At 35.8% G+C, this 24,363-nt stretch carries 16 protein-coding genes; all 16 read right to left on the minus strand.

Annotated features, from left to right (window positions below; genetic code table 11):
* Positions 1 to 68 precede the first annotated feature (68 nt).
* The 16 genes from ACFOW1_RS00740 to trxA all read right to left on the minus strand — a co-directional run bounded on the left by ACFOW1_RS00740 (position 69) and on the right by trxA (position 24,355).
* A complete protein-coding gene (locus ACFOW1_RS00740) occupies positions 69 to 1,172 on the minus strand; it encodes an efflux RND transporter periplasmic adaptor subunit (RefSeq protein WP_379011531.1) in 1,104 nt (367 codons plus the stop codon).
* A gap of 11 nt (positions 1,173 to 1,183) precedes the next feature.
* Positions 1,184 to 2,509: a TolC family protein gene (locus tag ACFOW1_RS00745; protein ID WP_379011532.1), complete on the minus strand. Its 1,326-nt coding sequence runs from the start codon at positions 2,507 to 2,509 to the stop codon at positions 1,184 to 1,186.
* Positions 2,510 to 2,622: 113 nt separating this feature from the next.
* The gene (locus ACFOW1_RS00750) at positions 2,623 to 3,222 is read right to left on the minus strand and encodes a class I SAM-dependent methyltransferase (protein WP_379011535.1); all 600 of its coding nucleotides are present in this window, start codon (positions 3,220 to 3,222) and stop codon (positions 2,623 to 2,625) included.
* Positions 3,223 to 3,328: 106 nt separating this feature from the next.
* The gene (locus ACFOW1_RS00755; protein WP_379011536.1) at positions 3,329 to 4,723 is read right to left on the minus strand and encodes an MBL fold metallo-hydrolase; all 1,395 of its coding nucleotides are present in this window, start codon (positions 4,721 to 4,723) and stop codon (positions 3,329 to 3,331) included.
* 79 nt (positions 4,724 to 4,802) lie between these two features.
* Complete coding sequence (locus ACFOW1_RS00760; protein WP_379011537.1) at positions 4,803 to 5,606, minus strand: sulfite exporter TauE/SafE family protein; 804 nt, start codon at positions 5,604 to 5,606, stop codon at positions 4,803 to 4,805.
* 134 nt (positions 5,607 to 5,740) lie between these two features.
* Entirely contained in the window at positions 5,741 to 6,775 is a 1,035-nt protein-coding gene (gene cydB / locus ACFOW1_RS00765) for a cytochrome d ubiquinol oxidase subunit II (RefSeq protein ID WP_379011539.1), read from the minus strand.
* A gap of 5 nt (positions 6,776 to 6,780) precedes the next feature.
* Entirely contained in the window at positions 6,781 to 8,154 is a 1,374-nt protein-coding gene (locus ACFOW1_RS00770) for a cytochrome ubiquinol oxidase subunit I (protein WP_379011541.1), read from the minus strand.
* Positions 8,155 to 8,378: 224 nt separating this feature from the next.
* Positions 8,379 to 9,839, minus strand: a complete 1,461-nt coding sequence (locus tag ACFOW1_RS00775; protein WP_379011542.1) for an NAD(P)/FAD-dependent oxidoreductase — start codon at positions 9,837 to 9,839, stop codon at positions 8,379 to 8,381.
* Positions 9,840 to 10,574: 735 nt separating this feature from the next.
* Complete coding sequence (locus ACFOW1_RS00780) at positions 10,575 to 11,609, minus strand: hypothetical protein (RefSeq protein ID WP_379011544.1); 1,035 nt, start codon at positions 11,607 to 11,609, stop codon at positions 10,575 to 10,577.
* A gap of 135 nt (positions 11,610 to 11,744) precedes the next feature.
* A complete protein-coding gene (locus ACFOW1_RS00785) occupies positions 11,745 to 13,223 on the minus strand; it encodes a SusD/RagB family nutrient-binding outer membrane lipoprotein (RefSeq protein ID WP_379011545.1) in 1,479 nt (492 codons plus the stop codon).
* A 24-nt stretch (positions 13,224 to 13,247) separates the two neighbouring features.
* A complete protein-coding gene (locus ACFOW1_RS00790; RefSeq protein WP_379011546.1) occupies positions 13,248 to 16,508 on the minus strand; it encodes a SusC/RagA family TonB-linked outer membrane protein in 3,261 nt (1,086 codons plus the stop codon).
* A gap of 924 nt (positions 16,509 to 17,432) precedes the next feature.
* Entirely contained in the window at positions 17,433 to 18,500 is a 1,068-nt protein-coding gene (locus ACFOW1_RS00795; protein ID WP_379011547.1) for an efflux RND transporter periplasmic adaptor subunit, read from the minus strand.
* Positions 18,501 to 18,557: 57 nt separating this feature from the next.
* Positions 18,558 to 21,767, minus strand: coding sequence for an efflux RND transporter permease subunit (locus tag ACFOW1_RS00800; RefSeq protein ID WP_379011550.1), 3,210 nt, complete (start codon positions 21,765 to 21,767; stop codon positions 18,558 to 18,560).
* Between the two features lie 5 nt (positions 21,768 to 21,772).
* Positions 21,773 to 23,164 carry a TolC family protein gene (locus ACFOW1_RS00805; protein WP_379011551.1) on the minus strand — a complete coding sequence of 464 codons (1,392 nt, stop codon included), beginning with the start codon at positions 23,162 to 23,164 and terminating at the stop codon, positions 21,773 to 21,775.
* A 575-nt stretch (positions 23,165 to 23,739) separates the two neighbouring features.
* Positions 23,740 to 24,051, minus strand: coding sequence for a rhodanese-like domain-containing protein (locus ACFOW1_RS00810; protein ID WP_379011552.1), 312 nt, complete (start codon positions 24,049 to 24,051; stop codon positions 23,740 to 23,742).
* A 10-nt stretch (positions 24,052 to 24,061) separates the two neighbouring features.
* Entirely contained in the window at positions 24,062 to 24,355 is a 294-nt protein-coding gene (gene trxA, locus ACFOW1_RS00815) for a thioredoxin (RefSeq protein WP_379011553.1), read from the minus strand.
* Positions 24,356 to 24,363: the final 8 nt, after the last annotated feature.

Consider the following 24,363-nt stretch of genomic DNA (forward strand, 5'->3'; position numbering starts at 1 on the left):
TCCAACGGTGGGGCTAGTTTGGCGTAGGTTTAATTAATTTTTCTATTTGACCATTGACTATTCACCATTCACTTCTTTTCTTTCACTGCCACACCATTGTATAGTTTGCCATCTGCACTTGTTATAAAGGTTTCGTTATTAGCCAAGCCACTTAGTACTTCTACTTTATCGCCAAAAGTTTTACCCAAGCGTACCCAACGTAGTAAGGCCGTATGATTTGCACTTACTGTATACATACCTGTTAACTGATTTTTATTTTCAATACTAGATAACGGCACTAAAACCGTATTACTATTGGTAGTAGGTATTTTATTGGTATTAGTCAGTACAATGGTTGCGTACATGCCAGCATACAAACCAGCTTTTTCATTGTCTGGGATGCTCACTTTAATAATGTATTGACTACCAGTAAACTGAGATGATTGGTTGATTTGTGTGACACTGCCTTTAAACGTTTTATTAGCAGACTGAATAGTTACCTCTACCAATTGTCCTTGGTTTATTTGGTTGATTTCTGCTTCTGGTACGGCTGCACTTATTTGATATGTACCTGCTTGTTCAATGCTAACAATTGGCATTCCAGGATTAGCCATGCTACCAGCATCCACCATTTTTTGTGTTACTGTACCGCTGAAGGGTGCTGTTAATGTGGTATAGCTCAACATTGCATTTACCTCATTACGCATTTGCTTAGCTGCTTCTACTCTTGCTTTAACTGCATTGTATTGTAGCGTTACATTATCCAATTCTTTTGCCGAAGCACTTTGTTGTTTGTACAAAGCGGTGAATCGGTCATAATCTTTTTGAGCATTTTTTAAAGTAGCTTCTGCCTCGGCAATAGCTGCATCGGTTTGTGCCCTTTTTGCTAAAATATCTTGGTTGCTAATGGTTGCAATTAATTGGTCTTTTCTTACTTTATCACCTACTTTTACTTGTAACGAAGTGATGTAACCCATTACCCTTGTGCTAATATTAGCCGTTTGCGATGACTCAACTTGCCCGCTGATATTAACGGTGTTTCCATTGTTGCCAGATGGTGTAGCCAAAGTAACATTGATGGCTGGGCCAATATTAGTTTCGGTTGCAGTTTTCTCTTTACTTGAACAAGCCGTTAACAAGGCGATGCCAAGAACTACTAAAATTGTTGCAGATTTTTGTTGTTGAAATATCATGTTAATTAGAATTATTTAGTGACAGAACTAGTTAATAATTGGGTATATGCTTTGCTTAAATTTTGGTTGAAAATGGCTTGTGCTAAACCAAATTTTTGTTGTGATAATTGTGTGGTCGCCATCATTACATCGGTGGTATTTACTAACCCCTGCTCGTAACGGTTTTGCAAGATGCGCAAGGCTTCTGCAGACTGTTCTATAGCTATTTTCTGTTTGGTTATTTCACTTTGAGCATCGATAATATCTCTTTTTGCTTTACTCAATTCAACATTACTTTGTTCCTTTTGCTGTGCTAATTGTGCTGCTAGTTTATTACGTTCTAGTGTTTGTGCAGCAATAGTATTTTTTGTTTTATGACCCTGAAAAATATTCCAAGATAATTGTGCACCCACTAAATATGCACCTGCACCAAAACCTAACATTCTACTATCGTTTAGCTGATAGTCACCAAATCCATTCAGCTTAGGTAAATGGCTCATTTTGCTAGATTGTATCATTAAATTACTCGCATCAATGGCCTTTTGCATGGCCATAAAATCGGCTCTTGTATTAGCGATGGAATCTTTAGTTATAGTAGTAAATACAGTTTTAGTTGCTGTATAAAGTGTACCCAAAGGTTGCCCCATTAATGCACTTAAATAATCTGACGCATTACCAATATTGCTGTTTGCTTTTGCTAAATTATTTTCTAAACCAGCTACTTGTACTTGTACATTTAATAAGTCTGACTTTTGAATTAGACCTTGTTTAAAATGATTTTCTGTAAACGTATATAAGGCTTTAGTTGTTGCTAATGCATCTTCTAGTACTGTCACTGCATCGTATGCTAGTTGTAGTTGTAAGTAGGCTTTTTGCACTTCAAAGGTTATGTATTCTTTGGTGCGTTGCGTTTTGTATTGGTACACTTCTATTTGCTTAGCAGCTCCTTTACGCATGTACACAGCGTCCAGATTAATTATGGGTTGTTGTACTTCTAACTTAGTGGTAAAATCTGGTGTAGCACCAGGATGATTGAGTAAATCGGGATTAAAGTCGTTTTGTGCAATGCTTTTTTGTTGCAGTTTAAAACCAAAGGCATTTAAAGGATTGTTGGTGCTAAATGCTGTGTAACTCAACCCAACCTGTGGTAAATAAATAGCTTCAGTTTGTTGATAATTAGCAGTAGCAATGGTTTCATCCATTTTGGCTAATTGTACCGCTTTGTTGTTACTTAAGGCACTACTAATGGCTTCATCTAATGTTAGTTGCTTTGTAGATTGTGCCGCAATGGTGGTTGTAAAAACACTTGATACCAATATCAGCAGTGCTTTCATCATTGAATGTTGTAGTTGTTTCATCACCTTTCTTGTTTAGTGCAAAACTGCCTGAACTAAACCGGGTAGATGGTAACATTTGTCACTTTCAACAAACTGGCTAAATATTTATTTCTTGTTAAATAGCCAGTATTAGATTACAATTTAGTAGCCACCAATTGTATTACAGCAGCTTTGCCTTGGTGAAAAGCGCCTTCATCAAGATTGGTTTCTAAAGATTGTAATGTATCTATTTTTACGCTTTTAAAATCATCTGATAACATTTCTGAGGTATATAGCATTGACAAGTCTTTAGGACCGCCTGAACTATAATCTAATTGTTGCGGATTGAATGCTTCCATAATCACCTTACCGCCTGGCTTTAACCAAGTAATGGCTTTTTGATGTATTTGTTTTCTCACTGCTGGTGGAAAATGCGCAAAAATAAACACGACAACATCTGCACTATTTTGAGGATAGTCTATTTGAGTAGCATCTGAAATGGTATAATCTATTACAATCCTATGCTTGGCGCACAATTGCATTGCTTTTGCTTTACCTGCTTCGCTGCTATCAAATGCTTTTACATGCCAGCCTTTGGTTGCTGCATAAACGGCATTTCTACCTTCGCCTTCACAAGGGAAAATAATATTGCCTGCAGGTAATTTGCTCAACTGTTCTGCTAAAAATACATTGGGCATCTCGCCATAGATGTACTCAGATTTGCTATATCGTTCGTTCCAGATGTTGGTAGTCATCAGTAATAATTTGTTATTAATAACTATAGGTAACTAATAAATGTTACTTATGAAATGCTGTAATATGATGTTCATTTAACTTGGCTTGAGCCTTTAATAATTTAGTTTAGCATACAAAATCTGCTATGGGTAAGCCTGTGTTACTAATTGCCTTAAAACCTCCAGCAACTTCAGTAAAGTTTCGATAGCCCCTTGCATGTAATATTGAGGCTGCAATCATACTACGGTAGCCACTCCCACAATGCATATAAAAATGTACTTTAGGATCGATATCACTTATCCATTCATTAATATCATCGAGTGGTTTGTTGTAAGCTTTTTCAACATGTCCTACTATATATTCAGTTTCTTTTCTTATGTCAATGACATAATCAGTTTCTGTAGTAACTTCTTTGGCAAATTGTTCTGCTGATATACGTTCTACAGCATCTACATTTTTAGCAGCAGAACGCCATGCTTTAAAGCCGTTATGTAAATGACCTAGTATATTATCAAATCCCACTCGGCTTAATCTTGTTACGGATTCCTCTTCCGCTCCTACTGCTGTAACTAATAAAATGGGTTGTTGTACGTTTACAATTAAAGTGCCTACCCAAGGAGCGAAATCGCCATTTAAGCCTATATTAATAGACTGCGGAATAAAACCTTGATAAAAATCTACCGCAGCTCTTGTATCTAATATGAGCGCTTCAGTATTTTCTGCGATGGCTTCAAATTCATCTGGTGTTAAAGCTTGCATCCCTTTGTTTAGAATACTCTCAAAGCTTGCGTAACCATGTTTATTCATGGCTACGTTTAATCCAAAATAACTTGGTGGGGGAAGTAATCCTTGTGTAACGGCGGTTATAAATGCTGACTTATTGGGCTGTTTAAGGGCATAGTTTACTTGCTTTTGATTGCCTAAAGTATCTATGGTTTCCTTCATCATATTTTTTCCGCAAGCACTACCTGCGCCATGGGCCGGATATACAATTACATCATCGGCGAGCGGCATTATTTTAGTCATTAAACTTTCATATAGCAAGCCAGCTAAATCATCCTGTGTCATGTTAGCAGCTTTTTGTGCTAAATCTGGGCGACCTACATCGCCTAAAAATAATGTGTCGCCACTAAAAATGCAATAATCTTTCCCATTTTCATCTTTAAGTAAATAGGTAGTACTTTCTAAAGTATGTCCTGGCGTGTGTAATACTTGAATACTGATATCTCCGATTGTTAATATTTGATTATCTTTTGCAATAATCGCTTCAAAATCTGGATTAGCCATTGGACCGTACACTATTGCTGCACCTGTTTGATGACTTAAATCTATATGACCACTTACAAAATCGGCATGAAAATGCGTTTCAAAAACATATTTCAGTCTAACATTGTCTTTTTCAAGTCGTTTGATGTAAGGTGCGGGTTCACGCAATGGATCTATGATGGCGGCCTCGCCATTTGATGAAATATAATAAGCACCTTGTGCTAAGCATCCAGTATAAATTTGTTCAACGTGCATATAGTATTATGTTTATAATCAAAAAAATAGTTATAGATATTGGTTAGTTCAATTTAATCTAAAAACCAGTAAAAAGCATTTATGCAAACAATAGTTCTTTTAGAAGAATGTAGAAGCTCATTATTAGAACAAACCATCCAAATGCTTTTTTTAGTTTATTCCCATTTATTTTTTTGGCTATTAAACCACCAATAAATATTCCAATTATCGCTATACTAGTAATAAGAATCAGAAAGTTCCAATTAATTCTTACATGTCCTATATCACCAGTAAAACCAATTAATGAGTTTAAGGCAATTATTAATAGAGAAGTGCCTATAGCGTTTTTCATCGGCAATTTGAATATAAGTACCAATGCAGGAATTAGGAGAAAACCACCACCCGCACCCAAAAAGCCTGTAGCCATACCTATTAAAACGCCATATATAAATAATTTAAATATAGGTATTGAATCAAGCTTTGTTTCATCCTTAGAAGCAGAATTCATTTTGCCTTCCTTTATCATTGCGGTAGATGCTAGCAACATTAGCATTGCAAACAGAACCATAATAGCCATTGATTGTGTTATTTGATAATGTGCTATTGTAATAAGTATGGTTGGAATTTTTGGAACGAGTAATTTTCTGGTTAAGAAAACAGTAGAAATAGAGGATGAGCCAAATAGAAAAGACGTTTTGATACTTACAAAGCCTTTCCTATAATTATTAATTGCACCTACCATTGAAGTGGTACCCACAATAAACAAAGAATAAGAAGTGGCGAGCACAGGGTTAATGCCTAATATGTATACTAATATTGGAACTGTAAGAATAGAACCACCACCACCGATAAGTCCAAGTGATATGCCTATTAACGCCGCTAATAAAAACCCCAATATTTCCATAGGTCAATTAATGATTTGAACAAATTTGGCTGAATCTAGAATTCAAGTTGGTTACAAATGTTACAAATCAAAAAGCACTGCATTTGTATAGCCAATTTTGGAACAAAATATCTACGGGTTAAAATAAATTAATATCAATAACTCATATCGTCCATTTTTACTTTACCTCTAAAAGTCCAAAAAACAAATATTGTATAAGCTGCAACTAATGGAACGCCGATTGCAGCAATAATAAGCATAATGCTTAAAGACTTTTGAGATGAACAACCATTGTAAATGGTGATATTGTAAGTGGGATTAATGGTAGATACAACAATATTTGGAAAAATATTAATAGTAACGGTAACCAACAATAAAGCTGATGTTAAAGCGGATGACAAAAAAGCTTTGAAATACACCCCTTTTTCTAATAATCTACGTGTATTGATGATGGTGAGTATAGTAAATAATGGCACAAAAAATAATAGAGGATGGGCTCTAAACTTGTCGGCTGTTTGTGGCAAATAAATTAAAGTAGCCATTGTTAAAGTAACATAGGTAATGACAAAAAAGCGGCTAGTATTTTTTGCCAAGATTTTCAACTTGGTGTGCAACCTACTTTCGGTTTTCATGATTAAATAAGTAGCACCATGCATCATAAATAATGCAAGTGTTGTAATACCTGTAATGATAGCATAGGGATTTAACAAGTTGAAAAAACCACCTTGGTATTCAAAGTTTTTATCAATGGGTATTCCTTGCATCACATTACCTAAAACTACACCTAGCAGAATTGCAATTAACGCACTCGAAAATGAGTAGATAATATCCCAAGTTTTTCGCCACCACAACATTTTTTCCTTGCTTCTAAATTCAATAGCGATAGCTCTAAAAATTAGTACAGTTAAAAACAGGATGAACGGGATATAAAATGCTGAAAACATCGTAGCATAAACTTCTGGAAAACCTGAAAATAAGGCACCACCGCCAATAACTAGCCATACTTCATTACCATCCCAAACAGGGCCAATTGCGTTCAATGCAATGCGTCTACTTTCTTCTTTTTTAAAAAATAAATGCAAAGCGCCGGCTCCTAAATCGAAACCATCTAAAATGGCGTAGCCTGTAAATACAGCACCCACTACTAAAAACCAGAGTGTTGGATAATCTAATCCCAAAAATGTAGGCATATTAATTAGTTTAGTATAGGGTTATTACGTTTAGAATAGTCGGGGATTTCTTCTGGTTTATTTTCATCAAAACCATGTTTTATTTTTTTATTTAACAAGTAAATAAACAGCACAAATAATAGTGTATAAATGAATGTAAATAAGAAGAGTGAAAAAATTACTTGGTCTGCTTTTACCGCCTTTGACAATGCATCGCTAGTTCTAAGTAAGCCATACACTACCCAAGGCTGCCTACCCATTTCGGCAGAAAACCAACCTAGCTGATTGCCTAATTGTGGTAGAATAACTGAGAAGGAAAAGATGGTCATTAACCACTTATATTCAAACAATTTACCCTTCCACCATAAAAACATGGCAAGTAATGTTAACCCAATCATAGTCATACCAATCAACACCATTAAATGATAGATTTGAAAGATGGCGTTAATTGGCTTTGGTCTATCGGTTACCGCAAACGCATTTAAACCTTTAACTGGTTTTTTAAAATTTTGATACAGTAAAAAACTCAGGCCCCCAGGAATTTTTAGGCCTGTAACTGTTTGCTCTTTTTGATTCACATAACCTAGCAAATACATATCGGCAGCTTTCATACTGTCGTAGTGGCCTTCAAAAGCTGCAAGCTTCGCTGGTTGGTTTACAGCTACACCAGTAGCCGCGTGGTGACCAGTAAATAGTTGTAACAGACCAGAAATAGTGGCTACCACTAAAGCGATTTTAAAGGCTTTACGAGAAATAGCAATATGTCTATTTTTTACCAAATAATAGGCATGAACGCTTAATACTAAAAAAGAGCCTGCTAAAAAAGCACCTACTAATACATGCGACAATCTTTCTATTGATGATGGATTAAATACCATGGCCCAGAAGTCGGTAATTTCTGCTCTTGCTTTCATGCCTTCACCCACAATATGATAACCTGCGGGTGTTTGTTGCCAAGAATTTGCTACCACAATCCAAATGGCTGAAAACATAGAGCCTAAGGCTACCATAATGGTTGCGAAAAAATGTACCCTTGGCGATACACGATTCCAGCCAAATAATAATAAGCCCAAAAAGCCGCTTTCTAGTGCAAATGCAAAAATGCCTTCGGCTGCTAAAGCACTGCCAAAAATATCGCCCACATATCGAGAATAGGTTGCCCAATTGGTGCCAAATTCAAATTCCATTACAATGCCTGTGGCTACACCAATACCGAAAATGAGGGAAAAGATTTTAATCCAAAACCTTGTCATGGTTTCATAAATCTTATCTCCTGTTTTTAAATACAAGCCCTCCATAGCTACTAGCATGACACCAAGGCCAATGCTTAATGGCGGATAGATATAGTGAAAGCTAACGGTGAATGCAAACTGGATTCTGCTGAGAATTTCTACGTCCATAAAATTATTATTTGTGATGTTATGCAGAAAAATATCTAAGAGTGACCTTTAACCACTATTTTAATAATTTTGAAGTTTAGGATTAAAAAACGGAATATTTGAAAGGGAATAAAATGCCTTAGAAACAATGTAAAATTAGTGGGCGTAGGTGGATAAAACTGATCAGAATATTTACTGATGATTAATCTATTTTCCATGATGATATATGGTTTATTATGAATTGATTACTCTGGAATTAACCACCAAAATGGTTTGCCTTTAGCTTTGTATAAAAACATGTAGTGCATCAACCATTTTAACCAATGTCCTGCTAAACCAGGTTCGCCCATGGTTGTTTTTATGTCTCGACCCCATTCTGGATATTTCTCCCAATCGGGTACAACTGGGCTTACCGTCATCGTAGCAGCAGTACCTTTACTCATGCCATAACCTGCCGATACAATACAAGCTGCTCCCATTTTACCCATTGAAGCTTTGTGTTTGATGGTAGGACTTCCTGTTTTAATCCATTCAACAATATTGTCAGCCGTTACTTTCCCCATAACACCTGAAGGCATACCAGTACGAGGTGCTGTTGCAAAGATGGGTGTACCATTTTTACTGGTCATAGGTTTTGAGATAGCGTGTGGCGGGGCAAATGCGATGCCAGGTGCAAAAATATTGGGAAAACTAGGGTTTTGATAGGTTTGTGGCCAATCATGTATAGACCAATCTTCAAAGGATTTTGGTGTATAATCTGCATCTACTTTCATTAAGCCATTCGGTGCAAATAATTTGTCTGTGATGTCAGCCCCAGTTTTGTTAAAAGCCTTAAATCCATGCCCTGCAAAACCTGGAATAAGCATAGCAAAATCGTAAGGTTGTTCTAAATATTCACCATTTAGGTTTTCGTAATAAATTTTTTGGTCGTCAATTTTTTTAACACCAGCTCTTTTAATCCAATTGATGTTCCTTTCTACAAAATAAGATTCGGCAAAAAGTTTTGTGTTAGATATAAAACCGCCTTTTTTAATAAAGGCACCTCCCATACCAAAATCGCCCAATTCGTATTCATTAGTAATCCAAATTACTTCTGCCAGCTTTGCTAAACCACGTCTTTTAATTTCAAAATCAACATTTAAAATATATTCAAAAGCTGCACCTTGACAAGTAGCTGTGGGGTGTCCTGTGCCAATTACAAAAGTTTGCTTTTGACCTTTTTGCATATTGTCTAATTTTTCTTGTAACAAATGCCAGGCTTCAGTAGCATGAGAAAAAGTACATACAGAAGCGATATTGCCTGTACCAGGTAATAATCCTTCTGTCGCTTCAAAATTTAACTTAGGGCCTGTAGCGTTAATTAAGAAATCGTATTCAACCGTTTGCTTTTCACCTTTTTGTTCTTTGGAAGTAAATTCTATTTCTACATAGCCATTATCTGTTTTATTATCACCTTCAGGGAAAAAATTAATTGCTTTTGCTTGTAAAAATTTGATGCCCCATTTTTTATAAAGAGGTCGTAAATCAAACTTTATTTCATCAGCAGTCATTCTACCAACACCTACCCAAATATTGGAAGGGATCCATTGGTAATTGACACTCGGCGAAACAACGGTTATTTGATGTTCTTTACCTAAATTTTTTTGTAGGTATGATGCAGCAGTATGTCCAGCAACACCTGCGCCTAATACGATTATTTTCGCCATGGTAATTAATTTGTTTGAAGCAGAAAAAGATGGTATGCTTTACCCTTAAGGGTACAAACTTACTCTTGCATAAAAAGCTAGGTGGTAACATTTGTTACATATTGCTTCGTTTTACTCCTAGAAGCCTTTTATATCATTGATGGCTCAAAATTAATATAGACATTTTGCATTTAGGAAAGACAATGATTTGATGAATTATATACTCTCAAATAAATCTTAGATATGCTAAATGCTCATTTTGTACTATTGAAATACATCTCGCAACAAAAAAGAAAATATTGAAACATAATTAAGTACCATCCGATAAATTTCTGTAAAGGGAGTGGAAAAAATGTAAAATGCTTACTCACAATAAGTTGTCAAACGCATGACATATCTCTAAGCAATTGCAGGATACTCTGCTTAAATAGACTTTAAAAATTATCGTCTAACAAGGGGACTAGCTATCAAACTTTTCTAAAGAAGAATCATTGTTAAATGCAGTAATTTTAATATAAGTAAACTTGGACGAGATTTAACGACAATGATGTACAATTGAAAATCTAGGCGCTATAAGTCACTTAACAGAACGAAATGCATCTAATTTTTTATCTGGGATATATTACCACTTGAATCTAATGAGTAAATACTTGTAAAATTCTAGTGAGTAAACGTATAAAAAGGTTTTTTGAGTACTCATGTGTAAATTATCGTTCAGGAATATTGTAAAAATACACTGCCAATAAGCAAAATAATTTACATCTTTTGATGTATTTGTGAGGCTTTTAATGAAAGTTCGTACATAAACTGCTCTTTTTCTTTTATGTTGAGCCGGATTAGTTTTTTCAGGATATCTCTTGACATATTTTCAAGCGTTTCAACTTTCGTTTTTAATATGTTTTGAAAAGAAATATTGTTATTATATGATGCTGAATTACCTATAAGAATATTTTTCTTAATCTCATAAAACTCAATTACTTCATTGTAAATAGTATTTCTTTGTTCTTTATCTCTCGATAATAAGATTGAAGTATGTTGTGCAATGATTTGCGAGGTAGATTCATAAATAAAATTATTAAGACACATTTCTAGACATTGCATTAGCTGTACAAACCTAATTTTTATGTTCTCGATGTGGAGCGTTTGATCAAAAGATTGCAATGCAATATTTATATATTCTGCAATGCCAGACTCTGCTCTTAACAAGGCAGATAACAAATTATTGTCTTTTTCCTGATAAGGTATTTTATTGATAGTGGCAGGTGTAAAAGATGGATTTAACTTTAGTGGAATTATTTTTGCCGTTTGAACTATATGGGCAAATGATGTATCAAACTCAAAGAAACCATACCGAATCAATCGTAAATAATATTCAAGTTTAATTATTTTTTTATTTAAATCCTCTGCAAATAGCAGTACAGTTAAAAAATCACTCGCAGATTCGACGAAAGACGTTTTTGCGGCTTTTAAAAATACCACATAACCCGTTTCAAAAAAATTGCAGCTAACACCATAGTGATACATCATTTTTTGGTAAAACTCTTTGCTGATATAAAACGTACGTTCGTCATCATTTTTATATTGAGGGATAGTAATTGGCATATTTTGACATCTATCTTTTATTGGACCTAAGTTAAATGCCTCACCATATAATCTTTCAAATTCGTTTATAGGTAAAGTTTGTAATTCAAAATGATATCGTTTAAGAACAGGATTCATTTTTAGGAAGCTACTGTCTGCTTGATGAACGACATAAATGATTTCAATATGGGTTGCCTTAATTTTTTTCATGAACAGAAAATAGGATGGTAATGGCAATAAATATTTGCCAAAATGATGTGAATGTTTAGGTTAGAACCAGGGTATCATAATTTAAAAAAATCGAAGGCGAGTTGACATCCGCCTTCGATTTTTTTAAAATTGTTATTACCACCAAGGTCTATATGTTGTATTTTCAGTTCCTCCCATTTTTTGAATTTCGGAAGTATAATTCTGGCTATTGATAGATTTTTCTGATGTAGGATATAAAAATCTAGAAGCAATAGAACCATTATTTAAATTGGCCGAACCACCAGTTTGTAAAGCTGGTAATCCAGTACGTTTGTATTCAATCCAACCTTCAAAGCCATTGTTAATATTCGCTATCCATTTTTGCGTAATAATTTGGTTTAAAGCGTTGGTAGTTGAAGTATTATCAAATACAACTGCAGTATTAGTTAAATAAGAAGCTGCACTACTAAGCCCTATTTCGCTGTAGGCGCCAGCAACACCCATGTTATAATAAGCCGCTGCAACTGAATTACCACCAGGTAAATAACCTTTTAACGCCGCTTCTGCCAATACAAATTCTTGTTCGGCATATGTCATAATTCTTGCTTTAATCAAATTGGCATTGGTACCCTTCGTAAAACTACCATTGAAATTGGAGGCTTGATTAACTTGGACTGTTGTTGCATCTACTACTAATGGTAAGCCGCCAAAATTAGAGAAGCTAAATGGGGTGCTAGCAGGTGTATTAGCATTATAAGTAAAATAAGAAGCAATACGCATAGAATCGTTGGTAGTAACAAATGCATTATACAAACTGCTGTTCATATATTTTACTGCGAAATCACCAGAGCGTTCAGTAAGGCTTACGAAATTATATGGTGTAACATTGGGAAGCGCTAAAGTACCACTCTGTGCTGCATTTTGCATTATTGTTCCATCAGTTACGATGGCTTGCATTTCCATTGAGACATCCATTTTGCCCGATGTACGCAGCAAATAGCGTAAACGTAAAGCATTAATAAGCCTCCTCCAAGATATGGTATTTGAATTGTATAACATATCGCCACTAATAAATCCATTTGGATTGGCTTTTAACAGACTATCTGCTCTTTTCAAGCTAGTTAAGATACCCAATTGACCATCTGTATAAACGATTTGTTGGTTATCATAAGCTGGTGTATAATTTCCAGTATTACCTTTTAATGCTTGCGAAAAAGGAATATCGCCCCACAATTCAGTTAGCTGCGCAAATGCATAAGAACGAAGGGTTAGGGCTGCAGCTTGTAATAATGGATTATTTTGTGTTTGTCCAAGGCTATAAAGTGTATTAGCATCCCGTGCAGCTTCATACATTGCAATCCAATAAGGCTCGTTGGTAACTGGCGAGTAGCGAGTTGGTTGGTCATAATACGACTGGCTATAAGTCATATATTGGTTGTATCCATTACCTAAAGTCCATGCAATACTGGCGTTATTGTAAAACTCCGTTACAATTGTATTAGATAATAAAGTAGTTGCATCAGGGTTTTCTAAACTATTAGGATTTACATTGGTGTCTTGCAATTGTTTTGAGCAAGAAGTCACCGTAAAACCTGCTGCTATTATAAAAATTAGCAAGCGAATATTTTTTTTCATAACTGTTGTAATTAAAAGGTTGCATTAAAAATTAAGACCTAAGGAAAAGCCAATGCTTTTAGTGGATGGTAAGCTTAAAAATTCTGTACCAGGTAAAATTTGTTGACCACGTAAAGCCAATGTTTCTGGATCCACATCTTTATTCTGCGTAAACTCCAATATATTTCTTGCAATTAATGATAGATTTAAATCAGATGTAGATGCTTTACCAAACACATTTTTAAAAGTATAGCCCAACCTAACTTCTCTTAATTTCAGGTAAGAGGCATCGTACATAAATGCTTCGTTATTAGAGGCATTGTAATAGGCGTTGTAATATGTGGCAGCATCTACTTTTACAGTGTTAGGCGTGTATTTGCCTGATCCCGCATCTAATACAACCCCTTTGCCAATAATGCCAGTTTCTCGACCAGGTAATGTTTCTACAGACATACCACCAGCCAAAATGCCTAATGAAGTATAAGAATAGAATTTACCACCTTGATGCCAATCCCATACAAAACTCATATTGAAATTTTTGTACGTTAAATTGTTAGAGAAACCGATAATAAAATCAGGGTTATAATTCCCTAATAAAGTATTTTGGCTAGAAGTGAATTGAGGAACACCATTCACATAAACAATATTTCCTTGAGGATCTCTTACATAAGCGTTACCGTACATATTGCCCAAACGCTGACCAACTTTGGCATCATATTGGATCGCTCTATAATAACGATCATATTGGGTTACTTGCGCATACACATAAGTATTGATACCATCTGGCAAAGACACGACAGTACCTACATTGTGACTGAAGTTAATATTTAGATCCCAGTTAAACCCGTCTGCTCTTTTCGAACGGAATGGCGCTGCGGTTACCATAATTTCAATGCCCTTATTTTTTATTTTACCGCCATTAATATAAGTGTTGGTATAACCAGACGATACTGGAATTGGTAATTGTACCACTTCGTCTTTAGTATCAGATTGATATACCGTTGCATCAATACCTAAACGGTTATCTAAAAATCTAACTTCTATACCTGCTTCTGCAGTATTTGTAGATGATGGCTTTAAATTATTATTTGCCAATACATTATTACCGGTAGTAAGAGGATAATTATTAAAAGGTGTATTGGTTGTGTAGGTGTTATTGATTGAATATGGATCGGCATCTCTACCTACTTTGGCAATTGATACCCTCGCTTTAAGATAGGAAATGGCTTTCGGCAATTGTACCATATCAGAAATAATGCCACTTAAAGAAGCAGAAGGGTAAAAGAAAGAATTATTGCCTGAAGGTAAGGTGCTAGACTGGTCGTTGCGGCCAGTTACATCTAGAAATAATAAATTTTTGTAGTCAAAATCTGCAAAAGCGTACACACTATTGATTACTTTATTATATTTCTGATACAAAGTAGGCAGCTCGGTTTGCGCATTAGAGAAATTATATAAGCCTGGTGTAATCAATGAATTGGAAATATCTCTTGTATATGTAATGTTTTGCATAAAACGATTGGCGCCAATGGATGCTTTCGCATTGAAAACAGTACTTCGCTTTTTGGTATAGCTTACCAATACATCTGTGTTATTTTCAAAATAATTAACATCATCTGTTCTAAAACCACCTAATGGGAAACGAACAGTTGTAAAAGCACGGTGTCCTTCTCTATGATCGTTATAAATATCAGAACCAGTTCTGAGCATGACATTCCATTGTGAGTTAATCGCATATTTTAAAGAGGCATTACCTAATATTCTATTCTTGTTAAAACTATTGGTGTTATCGTAAAGCGTTACATATGGATTATCGTGGTTGTTCCAATAGCGAAATTGGTTGAGATTGTCTCTACCAGTTTGCCATTCTTTTTTTAATGAGTTAATATCAACATTTATTGGCATTCCATATACGCCAAAAAATGTATACATTACACTTTCCGAACCATACCCAATATTTGGACGATTACTACTATTACTGTTAATTAAATTTACAAAAAAGTCGGAGCTTAATTTACTATTGTAACGATGGTCGGCGCGCAAAGCAATACTGTTGCGTCTTAAATCGGTACCTGGTAGGATACCCTTGTTATATAAATTGCTAATAGAAAAATGGTAGCTACCATTATCACTCACACCGCCAAAACCGATATTGTTTTGTGTGGTAATGCCTGTCTGTAAAAACTTTTTAAAATGATCGGCATGACCTATCCACGGGGTCGGGGTTACTGTTAAACCTGGATTCGTACTACGTCCAATTAAGTCGCCTGCCAATAGATTGGAACCTGATATTGGGCTATCAAACTGCGGTACTAATAAAGTCGGGTCAAACTTTAAACCCCAGTTTGGAATATTATTTTCACTAGAACCACCACCGTTGGCAAATGAATAGGTATTGGGGGTGCCAGAAAGCGGATAAGCATTAACACCAGCCCCATATTGATTTTGTAAACGTGGTAATTTTAACGGCGATTCAAAACTTGTAGTAGAATTAAAACTAATTCCATTACTATTGCCGTTGGCTTTCGTACCTTTTTTTGTAGTTAATACCACAGCGCCATTTGCAGCACGTGATCCATATAATGCTGCGGCTGTAGAGCCTTTTAACACAGTAATTTTTGCAATATCATTTGGGTTTATTTCAGAAGCACCATTACCCCAGTCAACCTCAGCCCAAGTACCTTGCGTAGAAGCATTCTCAATTGCATTATTAAAAAATGTTTCGTTATTAATTGGAACACCGTCAACTACAAATAATGGCTGGTTAGAACTATTAAATGAATTTTCGCCCCTTATTACAATACGAGATGTGGAACCAACGCCAGCCCCTCCGTTGGTAATTTGAACACCTGCTACTTTACCTGCAAGATTATTTATTAAATTAGGGTCTTGTGCTTGCGTAACCTGTTTGCTGGTTACAGACTGAACTGCATAGCCCAACGCTTTAGATTGTTTGCCAATACCCAAAGCGGTTACTACCACTTCGTTTAAAGATTTCGTATCTTGAACAATTAAAAGTGTTATTTCTGATTGCCCATTAAGGTTTTGTGATAAAGGTTTATAACCGATTGATGCAACAACGACAGTAGCATTGGCCGGTGCTTTAATGCTAAAATTACCATTGGCATCGGTTATTGCGCCAGTTTTCTGATTTTTAATCGCAATACTTGCACCTTCAATTGGTGTCTTAGTTTGCATATCTAAAACCTTACCTGTTATTAATTTTAAAGTTTGTGAAAATGTTTGTGATGAAGTGAACAATAGTACACATACCACTATTGTAAACAACTTATACAATTGTTTCATAAAAAAATGCATTTGAAAGGAATGAAAAGAGTTTTGGGGTAGCCCAACTATTAATAATGAAAACCTACCTAATTATAACTTTAAAGTTAAAACTTATAAAATAGGCTATTAGAGAGTGGAGAATTAAATTCGGAATACCCGATGTCGGATATACAGTGGTACTTTGAATGTATGAAGTAAGGGTGGTGTGAAATGTACTAATGTGAAATTTAGTACTTGCAAAAAATTTTGCGTTCCAGATATAAAACTAGTTAATATGAATCTTTTACGATTCCTAGTAATAAATGCGTTTATCTTGTTATTTATATATAGTGAATAAATAACGAAAGCGTGTCTGCGTTTATGGATGCGAACATTCTCAAAAGTGTATCCAATAGATTCGAAGCGCTCTACAGAAGAAGCATATAATACTGGTATCACAAATACCCTAAAGAGAATCAGTATTGAAAATATGAATGCCTTTGAGTACAATTATTTGCTTTTTGGCGAAATTAGATGAGGCAGCACTACGCGTTTAAGTAATCATCGTTAATAAATTATTACCAAATTGTTATTCGAAAGTTAATTGTAAATTAATTTTACCCATTTTGAACCTAATGAATAACGACATATTGCAATTTCATGCTTAAGTATATAATTATTAGAAATAGTTAATGCTTTATCAATGATAGTATTGAATTAATTGTTTTATAAGTGCACTAATGAATTAAAATGTTGCCAAAAATGTGTATCTATATTTTGTCTAAAATTTTGGATTTGTTTAAAAGGGTACTACTTTCGCATGTGCATTATATATATAATTTCAATAGTTATCATAGCCAATTTGCTTATACACTTATAACAGCCCAACATTTTCAATATAAAAACACCTGTCCAAAAAATTGAGGACAGGTGCTTTAAATTCAAAAAAATACAATTTTTGAATTATTTGCTTTCTTTAATCTCATCATTAGCGGTAGCAATTACTTTATCACCCGCCTGAATGGTACCAAAAATTTCTATTTTGTCGGCTGTTGCATTGCCCGTTGCAACATCAACTTTGCTAATCTTGCCGTTTTTCATCACTAAAACATATTTTCTTTCGGTAGAAGTGACCACCGCCGATTTAGGAACAAACAGCGCATTGACGTTGCCATGAGCATACAATTCTACATTTGCAAACATTCCTGGGCTTAACAAGCCATCTTTGTTCATTACATCAATTTCCATTCTTTCGTTGCGATATTGTGTATTGATATTGTCTGCCTTTCTAGTAATAAAACCGGTCATTTTTTTGCCTGGAAAGGCACTTACGTAAAATGATACCGTGTCTTTATTTTTTAGATTGGCAGCCATACTTTCTGGTATGTCTACTTGCAAACGGAGGTGTTCTACTTGTTTTAATTCTAACATCGGCTTGTCTTTTACCGTCGCACTTACCAATGCGCCTGGATGTACATTTCGTTCTGTAATAACACCTGTAAATGGTGCAGTCACTTTTAGGTAAGCGAGCATGGTTTGTTGCATTTGCCAATTGGCTTTTTCTGCATTAGATAAGGCGCTGTCGGCATCCATTTTTGCTTTCGTAGTAGAAATGTCTAAAGGTGAAATAGCACCTTCAGTTTTAGCAGCTTCCATCAGGCGTAAAAATCTTTCTTTATCGATTGAAAAATCAGCCTTGCTTCTGGTATATTTTTCTTTGGCTTGCAAAGCAGCTTGTTCTAATTCAGGCGCTTCTAAGGTCATCAGCAAACTACCCTGCGATACTTTTGCCCCAATATCTACCAACACATTTTTTACATAACCATTTACTTTTGGAAAAATGCTCACTTCCTGGTAAGCCACCAACTGTGCTGGTAATTTAATAGTTGTTGCCACGCCACCTTTTTCTACGGTGGCTAATGCGTAATTGATAGGAGCCGTGTTGACTTCTGCCTTCTTTTCTTCTTTTTTAGATGAACATGCTGTTATTAAAACAACCACCATCATAAATATTATTTGTTGGTATTTCATGTGTAATTTTTAAAGAAATTATGAATGATATTTTTACTGATATATAGTAATACTATCTTATTTAGCGTCTTCAGGTAATAATGATACAGATGTATAGGCTGTTTTTTGTTGTACCCAACCGTATACCAATGGTACAATAAACAAAGCCGCAAATGTAGAAGCGATGAGTCCTCCGATAACAGCTCTACCCAATGGTGCGGACTGGTCACCCGCTTCGCCAAGGCCACTAGCCATAGGTATCATCCCTGCTATCATTGCTAAACTAGTCATTAAAATGGGTCTTAAGCGCACACTAGCGGCTACAGTTGCAGCTTTAAATGCATCTTGGTATTCTAATCTTAATGTCTCTGCATTGGTAACAATTAATAAGGCATTTGCCACAGATACACCTACCGACATGATAATACCCATATAAGATTGTAGGTTTAAAGTAGAACCTGTAGCTAATAACAAGGCTATAGCGCCAAACAAAACCGCTGGAATAGTCGACAGCACTGTAAGCGCAAGTTTGAATGATTGATAACTGGCAGCTAATAACAATAAAATCACAACAACTGCAGCTAATAACCCATTTTGTAAGGACCCCAATGTTTCTACCAATAAAGAGGACATGCCTTTTACTTCTGCAATTAAGCCTTGTGGTGGGTTACCAACTTCCTTGATGGCTTTTTCTACCGCATCTGTGGCAGTACCTAAATCTTTTTTATGAATATTAGCACTAATGGTTATAAAACGCCTTGGACCACTACGATCATATTCACCAGGAATACTATCAACCGATAAAATTGCAATATCTGACAAAATTGGTCTGGCTTGACCTTTTACCAAGGGCGTTTCTTGTAATGTTTCTATCGAGTTCATCAGGTATTCGGGTACTTGTACCTGTGTTTGATAGGTGTAGGAAGTTTTACTGTCTAGCCAGAAATTCTTACTTGTATAACGGCTAGATGAAGTAGTTGCAGTAATGCTTCTAGAAACATTGTCTAATGAAAGCCCCATCATTGCTAGCTTTTGTCTGTCAACATTGATATTAATAGTTGGAAAATTTAAAGGCTGTGCTATTTGTACATCTCTTAAAAAATCAATGCCTTTTAATTTGCTGAGTAGCTTCGCCGAATAGTTTTTAATATCCGTAATATTTTTACCAGCAATTCTTACTTCTATTGGTGTAGAAGCGCCTTGCGCCATAATCTTTTCAGTCAATTCTATTGGCTCGAAGGAGATATGGATATTGGGAAATGCGGCTGAAATATTATGGCGAATTGTTTCTTTTAAATCCTCCATCTTCACTTTATAGTCTTCTTCTAAATTAACTTGAATAACAGACTCGTGGGTGCCGCTATTGAAAATATATAAGTTGCTAGTTCCAAAATTACTTGGTACCAAACCTACATACGCTGATGTAATAGCGATATGATGTTGTACTGTAGAATCAATAATATCTAAGACAGACTTTGTGGTGCGTTCTGTTACTTCTAAACGCGTACCGTCTGGCTCACGAATGCGCAATTGTAATTGCCCATTATTGGTCTTAGGCAATAAATCTTTCCCAATCCAAACAAAGCAAAATCCTGCTGCAGCAAAGGCAAGTACCAAGTATGCCAATACTATTAATTTGCGCTTTGGCATCCAATTTTCTAGCAAATTCGCTAAACCAATTTTCAGTTTTTGGAAGAAGCCATTTTCTTCTGGATGAGCTGCATCTTGTTGGTGATGTTGGTTGATTTCTACTACTTCTTGGTGATCTAAAGCCAAACCTGCGTGCGCATGCAGCTGCTCGTGATGATACGCAAACATATGTTCTTTTAATAACCAATTGGCTATTACGGGTACCAGCGTTTGTGCCGCAATAAATGATACAATCATAGCAAAGGCAATAGATAACGATAGTGGTAAGAACATAGCTTTAGGTACACCGCTCATGATAAATGCTGGCGCAAATACGGCAAGAATACATAGTAAAATAAGTAGCAATGGAAATGAAATCTCCGAACAGGCATCAAGAATAGCTTGTTTTTTAGACTTGCCCATTTCTAAATGTTGGTGAATATTTTCTATTGTTACGGTTGCCTGATCTACTAGTACACCAATCGCTAAGGCCAAGCCACTAAGGGTCATGATATTAATCGTTTGCCCAGCTAATTTCAAAAAGAAAACGGCGCTCATCACAGCAATTGGAATGGTTACAATTACTACAACGCTGCTTCGCCAATCTTGCAGAAATAATAATACCATTAAGCCTGTTAAAATAGCCCCTAAAATCCCTTCCGTCATTAAACTTTTGGCTGAATTAATCACAAAAACTGATTGGTCAAATTCGTAACTAATTTTTACATCATCGGGTAATAAGCTTTGCATTTCGGGCAGTTTTTGCCTCAAATTTTGTACAACGTCCCAAGTAGAAGCATCGGCTGTTTTTACCACCGGAATATATACCGAACGCTTGCCATTGACCAACGCATAGCTTACGGTAACATCTGCCGCATCGGCTACTTTGGCAACATCGCTTACAAAAATAGAAGAGGCGCCATTGCTTTTGATTGGAATCGTTTCAAACTGTTGAACTTTATCTTCCAACGAATTAATAGATGTAACAAACATCGTACTATCCACTCTTAAATTTCCAGAAGGTGTAATGGCATTATTTTTTGCAATGGCATCTACTACTTCATCCGCAGAAAGGTTATATGTACTAAGTTTTTGGGGGTCAACATTGATTAAAATAGATCTCGCATTAGAACCAAAAGCCGGTGCCGCAGAAAGCCCTGGAACTGTTGCAAACAGTGGTCTTACTCTGGTTAGCGCTAAGTCAAACATTTCTTCTAATGATTTGGTTTTACTGCTAAAAACAAGCTCGCCAACTGGTAAAGAAGAAGCGTCAAAACGGATAACCGTGGGTGGTAAAGAACCTGGTGGGAAAAAAGCCAACATTCTATTGGATTGCAAGGCCACTTGTGCAGTTGCTTCTGCCATATCTGTGCTTTCATAAAAGCTCAGCTTTACGAGCGATAAGCCTTGAATATTTTTACTCTCAATATTTTTAATACCGTTTACATACAAAAATTGGTCTTGCATGCGGGTACTAAAAAAGCCTTCCATCTGCTTGGCACTCATGCCGCCATATTGCTCAATTACATAGATAGTAGGCGAGTTTAATTTGGGGAAGATATCAATGGGTATGGTTCGTATGGCCATTACCGAGAAAAGCAACAAGCCAATGAAAATCACCAATATGGTGATGGGCCGTTGTAATGCTGTGCGTACCATAAATATTATTTAATAGTTTGAATAAATTGGTTCAAATTTCCTGTTGCGGCTGCTTTGTCTAATTGCGCCAAATACCAATCGCTTAAGGTTTCTATGTAATCTGTTTGAGAACGATAGAGTACAAATGACGCGTTGGTGAGGTCAATTAAGGAGATTAAGCCTGCTTTGTACTGTGCCGTTTTTTGGGCAAATGTGGCTTGTGCCGATTGCAATTGTATGGGTAGTTCTTGTAAATTGGCTTGGGTGGTTTGCAACGCATTATCTGCTTGTAACGATAAAGAATTGATGGCTAATTTTTGCTGTTGCAACTCGAAATCGCTGGCTTGTGTTTGATAACGATTAATCGCTAATTTGTCTTTCTTATACAAATTATTAAACAGGTTGTAGGTCACAGCAACACCCACTGCATAATTGAATCGTTGATAGCCCAAACCCGTTACCAAAGATTTGTATTGATCGTTATACTGAATACTCGAACCTCTTGCCCAAGTACTACCTGCTAAAATTATTTTTGGTAAATAACTTTTTTTAATAAGTAGGTCGTTTGAAACATAGATCGCTTTCTTTTTGGCGTAATAATCTATTAGGGGATTATTTACTGTATCAATACTAACACTGGTATTGTTTGGTTGGCTGATGAACGCATTATTTGCTAAGGTATCTATGGTTAAATGATTAGCTGAAATACCTGTGAGATAAGCTAATTGCTGTTTTAATTGGTTGATGCTACCCAAAGTTTGGTTATAGCTAATACGTGTTTTCGACAATTCTGCCTTTGCCAACGATGAGTCCGAACCTGCTTTTAAACCGCTTAAGGTTAATGCCCTAATCACATTAAAAATACTTTGGTAACGTTCAATGTTTTGCCCATCTGCATTGAGTCTGTATTGCTCTTTTTGAATATTTAAGTATAATTTGGCGATGTTTAATTCAAGTAAGTAGGCTTCTCTTTCTAAGTCTGCCTCACTAAAATTGACCAATGTTTGCGCATTACTTAATCTCGCACTATTTAACCCAAAATTAGCTAGCTCGTACTCACTATATAGTACCCCAATATTACCAGTTGCGGGTTGAAAATTGTTGTCACTTCTCACACCAGCGGAAGTAGACGGTGTAATACCGAGGGGTAAATAACTACCTGCAATAGAATTATCAGACCCCATATTCAACTGATCGCTAAATTTTACTTGTGGTAAAAATGAATGCTTGATATCGGTAATGCTTGCCTTTGATGCATTAATGAATGCTTGTTTTTGTTGTAAAAGCGGTAGGTTTTTTCTAGCGGTGTCGATAAGATTTTGTAAAGAGAGGTGCTGTTGTGCAAATAGGCACGAAGCTGGTATTGCTATAATGAGTGCAATCAGCAGGTAGCACCTTCTAAAATGGAAAGTGGCCATATCTAGTATTTATAATGAGAAAATGTTTTTCTGGTGTGTCATGCAACAATAAGTGGCGGGCCACGCAGCACTTTTATGTGTAAGTGCAGTGCTGGTAAATATGGGGCTACGTAAATAGTCGCCTCTTTTTTTATTAAAGTATAGGCGGTATTGCGAATAGAAAAAATGGCTTCACAATAAAGTACCGAGGCTGGCGCAAAACGCTTATTTAGCCGAATATTGACTTTTCGGTCCTTACTTTTATCTGCCTTTGCAACTGCTGTTAAATGGTTATAGTTGTTGGCAAAGTAATTTGTAGAAAATAGAGAATGGGATTGGTTAGGGTAGTTATAATTCGCTGAAAATTGAACAATAAAAAAACATGCATACAGCAGCATCGCTAAGTATCTATGAAATAGTAAAGGGATTGATGATGGTTTCTGTTGCATATTATTGTTGCAACCGCAAATGTAATTGTATGACTGCGATTACCACTGCCACTAACATAATTTTATTCAACACCGCATTAAATATAAAAAACCGCTTGAATACTGACGTATACAGCGGTAATTTTATTTGATATATATCCCCAATATTTATTGTGCATGCTGGCTCACACTTCGCCACGAGCCACCATTGGTTACATTGGTATAGCCATGTTGCTTTAATATTGTAGCTGCTTGGCTACTTCGCATGCCGCTTTGGCAAAACACAATAATATGTTGCTTGTTGTTAAACTTAGTTAATTGATGGCTAATCGTATCTAAAGGAATATTAATGGCGCCTTTTACACTGCCACTTGCAAATTCGCTTGCAGTTCTCACATCTACCAAAAAGGCACCATTTGTTATCAGTTCGGTTAGGTTTGTATCTGTACCTAAACCAAATAGTTGTTTAAAAAAGTTCATTAAAGTTGTATTAAAGGTGTTGTTGAATAAGATTAACCAAACTGTTTTTAGGTACTACTCCGCTTTGTCGCCATAATGGCTTCCCATTTTTAAATAAAATTAAAGTGGGTACGCCTTGAATTTGGTAGGCTTGTGCTGTGCCAGGATTTTTATCTACATCAATTTTTATAATCGTGGCAGCTTCGCCAATGGCTTGTTTCACATCTTTTAAAATTGGTGCCATCGTTTTGCAAGGACCACACCATTCGGCAAAAAAATCTACCAAAACAGGCTTGTCAGATTGTATCATTTCGTTGAATGTCATCGCTTACT

The sequence above is a fragment of the Parasediminibacterium paludis genome, assembly GCF_042651445.1.
GTDB lineage: Bacteria > Bacteroidota > Bacteroidia > Chitinophagales > Chitinophagaceae > Parasediminibacterium > Parasediminibacterium paludis.

Excerpts from the sequence above, each read along its gene's own strand:
- ACFOW1_RS00810 (WP_379011552.1), bottom strand. The coding sequence starts at position 24,051 with ATGAACTTTTTTAAACAACTATTTGGTTTAGGTACAGATACAAACCTA.
- ACFOW1_RS00750 (WP_379011535.1), bottom strand. The coding sequence starts at position 3,222 with ATGACTACCAACATCTGGAACGAACGATATAGCAAATCTGAGTACATC.
- ACFOW1_RS00740 (WP_379011531.1), bottom strand. The coding sequence starts at position 1,172 with ATGATATTTCAACAACAAAAATCTGCAACAATTTTAGTAGTTCTTGGC.
- ACFOW1_RS00800 (WP_379011550.1), bottom strand. The coding sequence starts at position 21,767 with ATGGTACGCACAGCATTACAACGGCCCATCACCATATTGGTGATTTTC.
- ACFOW1_RS00755 (WP_379011536.1), bottom strand. The coding sequence starts at position 4,723 with ATGCACGTTGAACAAATTTATACTGGATGCTTAGCACAAGGTGCTTAT.
- cydB (WP_379011539.1), bottom strand. The coding sequence starts at position 6,775 with ATGCCTACATTTTTGGGATTAGATTATCCAACACTCTGGTTTTTAGTA.
- ACFOW1_RS00805 (WP_379011551.1), bottom strand. The coding sequence starts at position 23,164 with ATGGCCACTTTCCATTTTAGAAGGTGCTACCTGCTGATTGCACTCATT.
- ACFOW1_RS00780 (WP_379011544.1), bottom strand. The coding sequence starts at position 11,609 with ATGAAAAAAATTAAGGCAACCCATATTGAAATCATTTATGTCGTTCAT.
- ACFOW1_RS00745 (WP_379011532.1), bottom strand. The coding sequence starts at position 2,509 with ATGAAACAACTACAACATTCAATGATGAAAGCACTGCTGATATTGGTA.
- ACFOW1_RS00770 (WP_379011541.1), bottom strand. The coding sequence starts at position 8,154 with ATGGACGTAGAAATTCTCAGCAGAATCCAGTTTGCATTCACCGTTAGC.
- ACFOW1_RS00775 (WP_379011542.1), bottom strand. The coding sequence starts at position 9,839 with ATGGCGAAAATAATCGTATTAGGCGCAGGTGTTGCTGGACATACTGCT.
- ACFOW1_RS00795 (WP_379011547.1), bottom strand. The coding sequence starts at position 18,500 with ATGAAATACCAACAAATAATATTTATGATGGTGGTTGTTTTAATAACA.
- ACFOW1_RS00790 (WP_379011546.1), bottom strand. The coding sequence starts at position 16,508 with ATGAAACAATTGTATAAGTTGTTTACAATAGTGGTATGTGTACTATTG.
- ACFOW1_RS00785 (WP_379011545.1), bottom strand. The coding sequence starts at position 13,223 with ATGAAAAAAAATATTCGCTTGCTAATTTTTATAATAGCAGCAGGTTTT.
- ACFOW1_RS00760 (WP_379011537.1), bottom strand. The coding sequence starts at position 5,606 with ATGGAAATATTGGGGTTTTTATTAGCGGCGTTAATAGGCATATCACTT.
- trxA (WP_379011553.1), bottom strand. The coding sequence starts at position 24,355 with ATGACATTCAACGAAATGATACAATCTGACAAGCCTGTTTTGGTAGAT.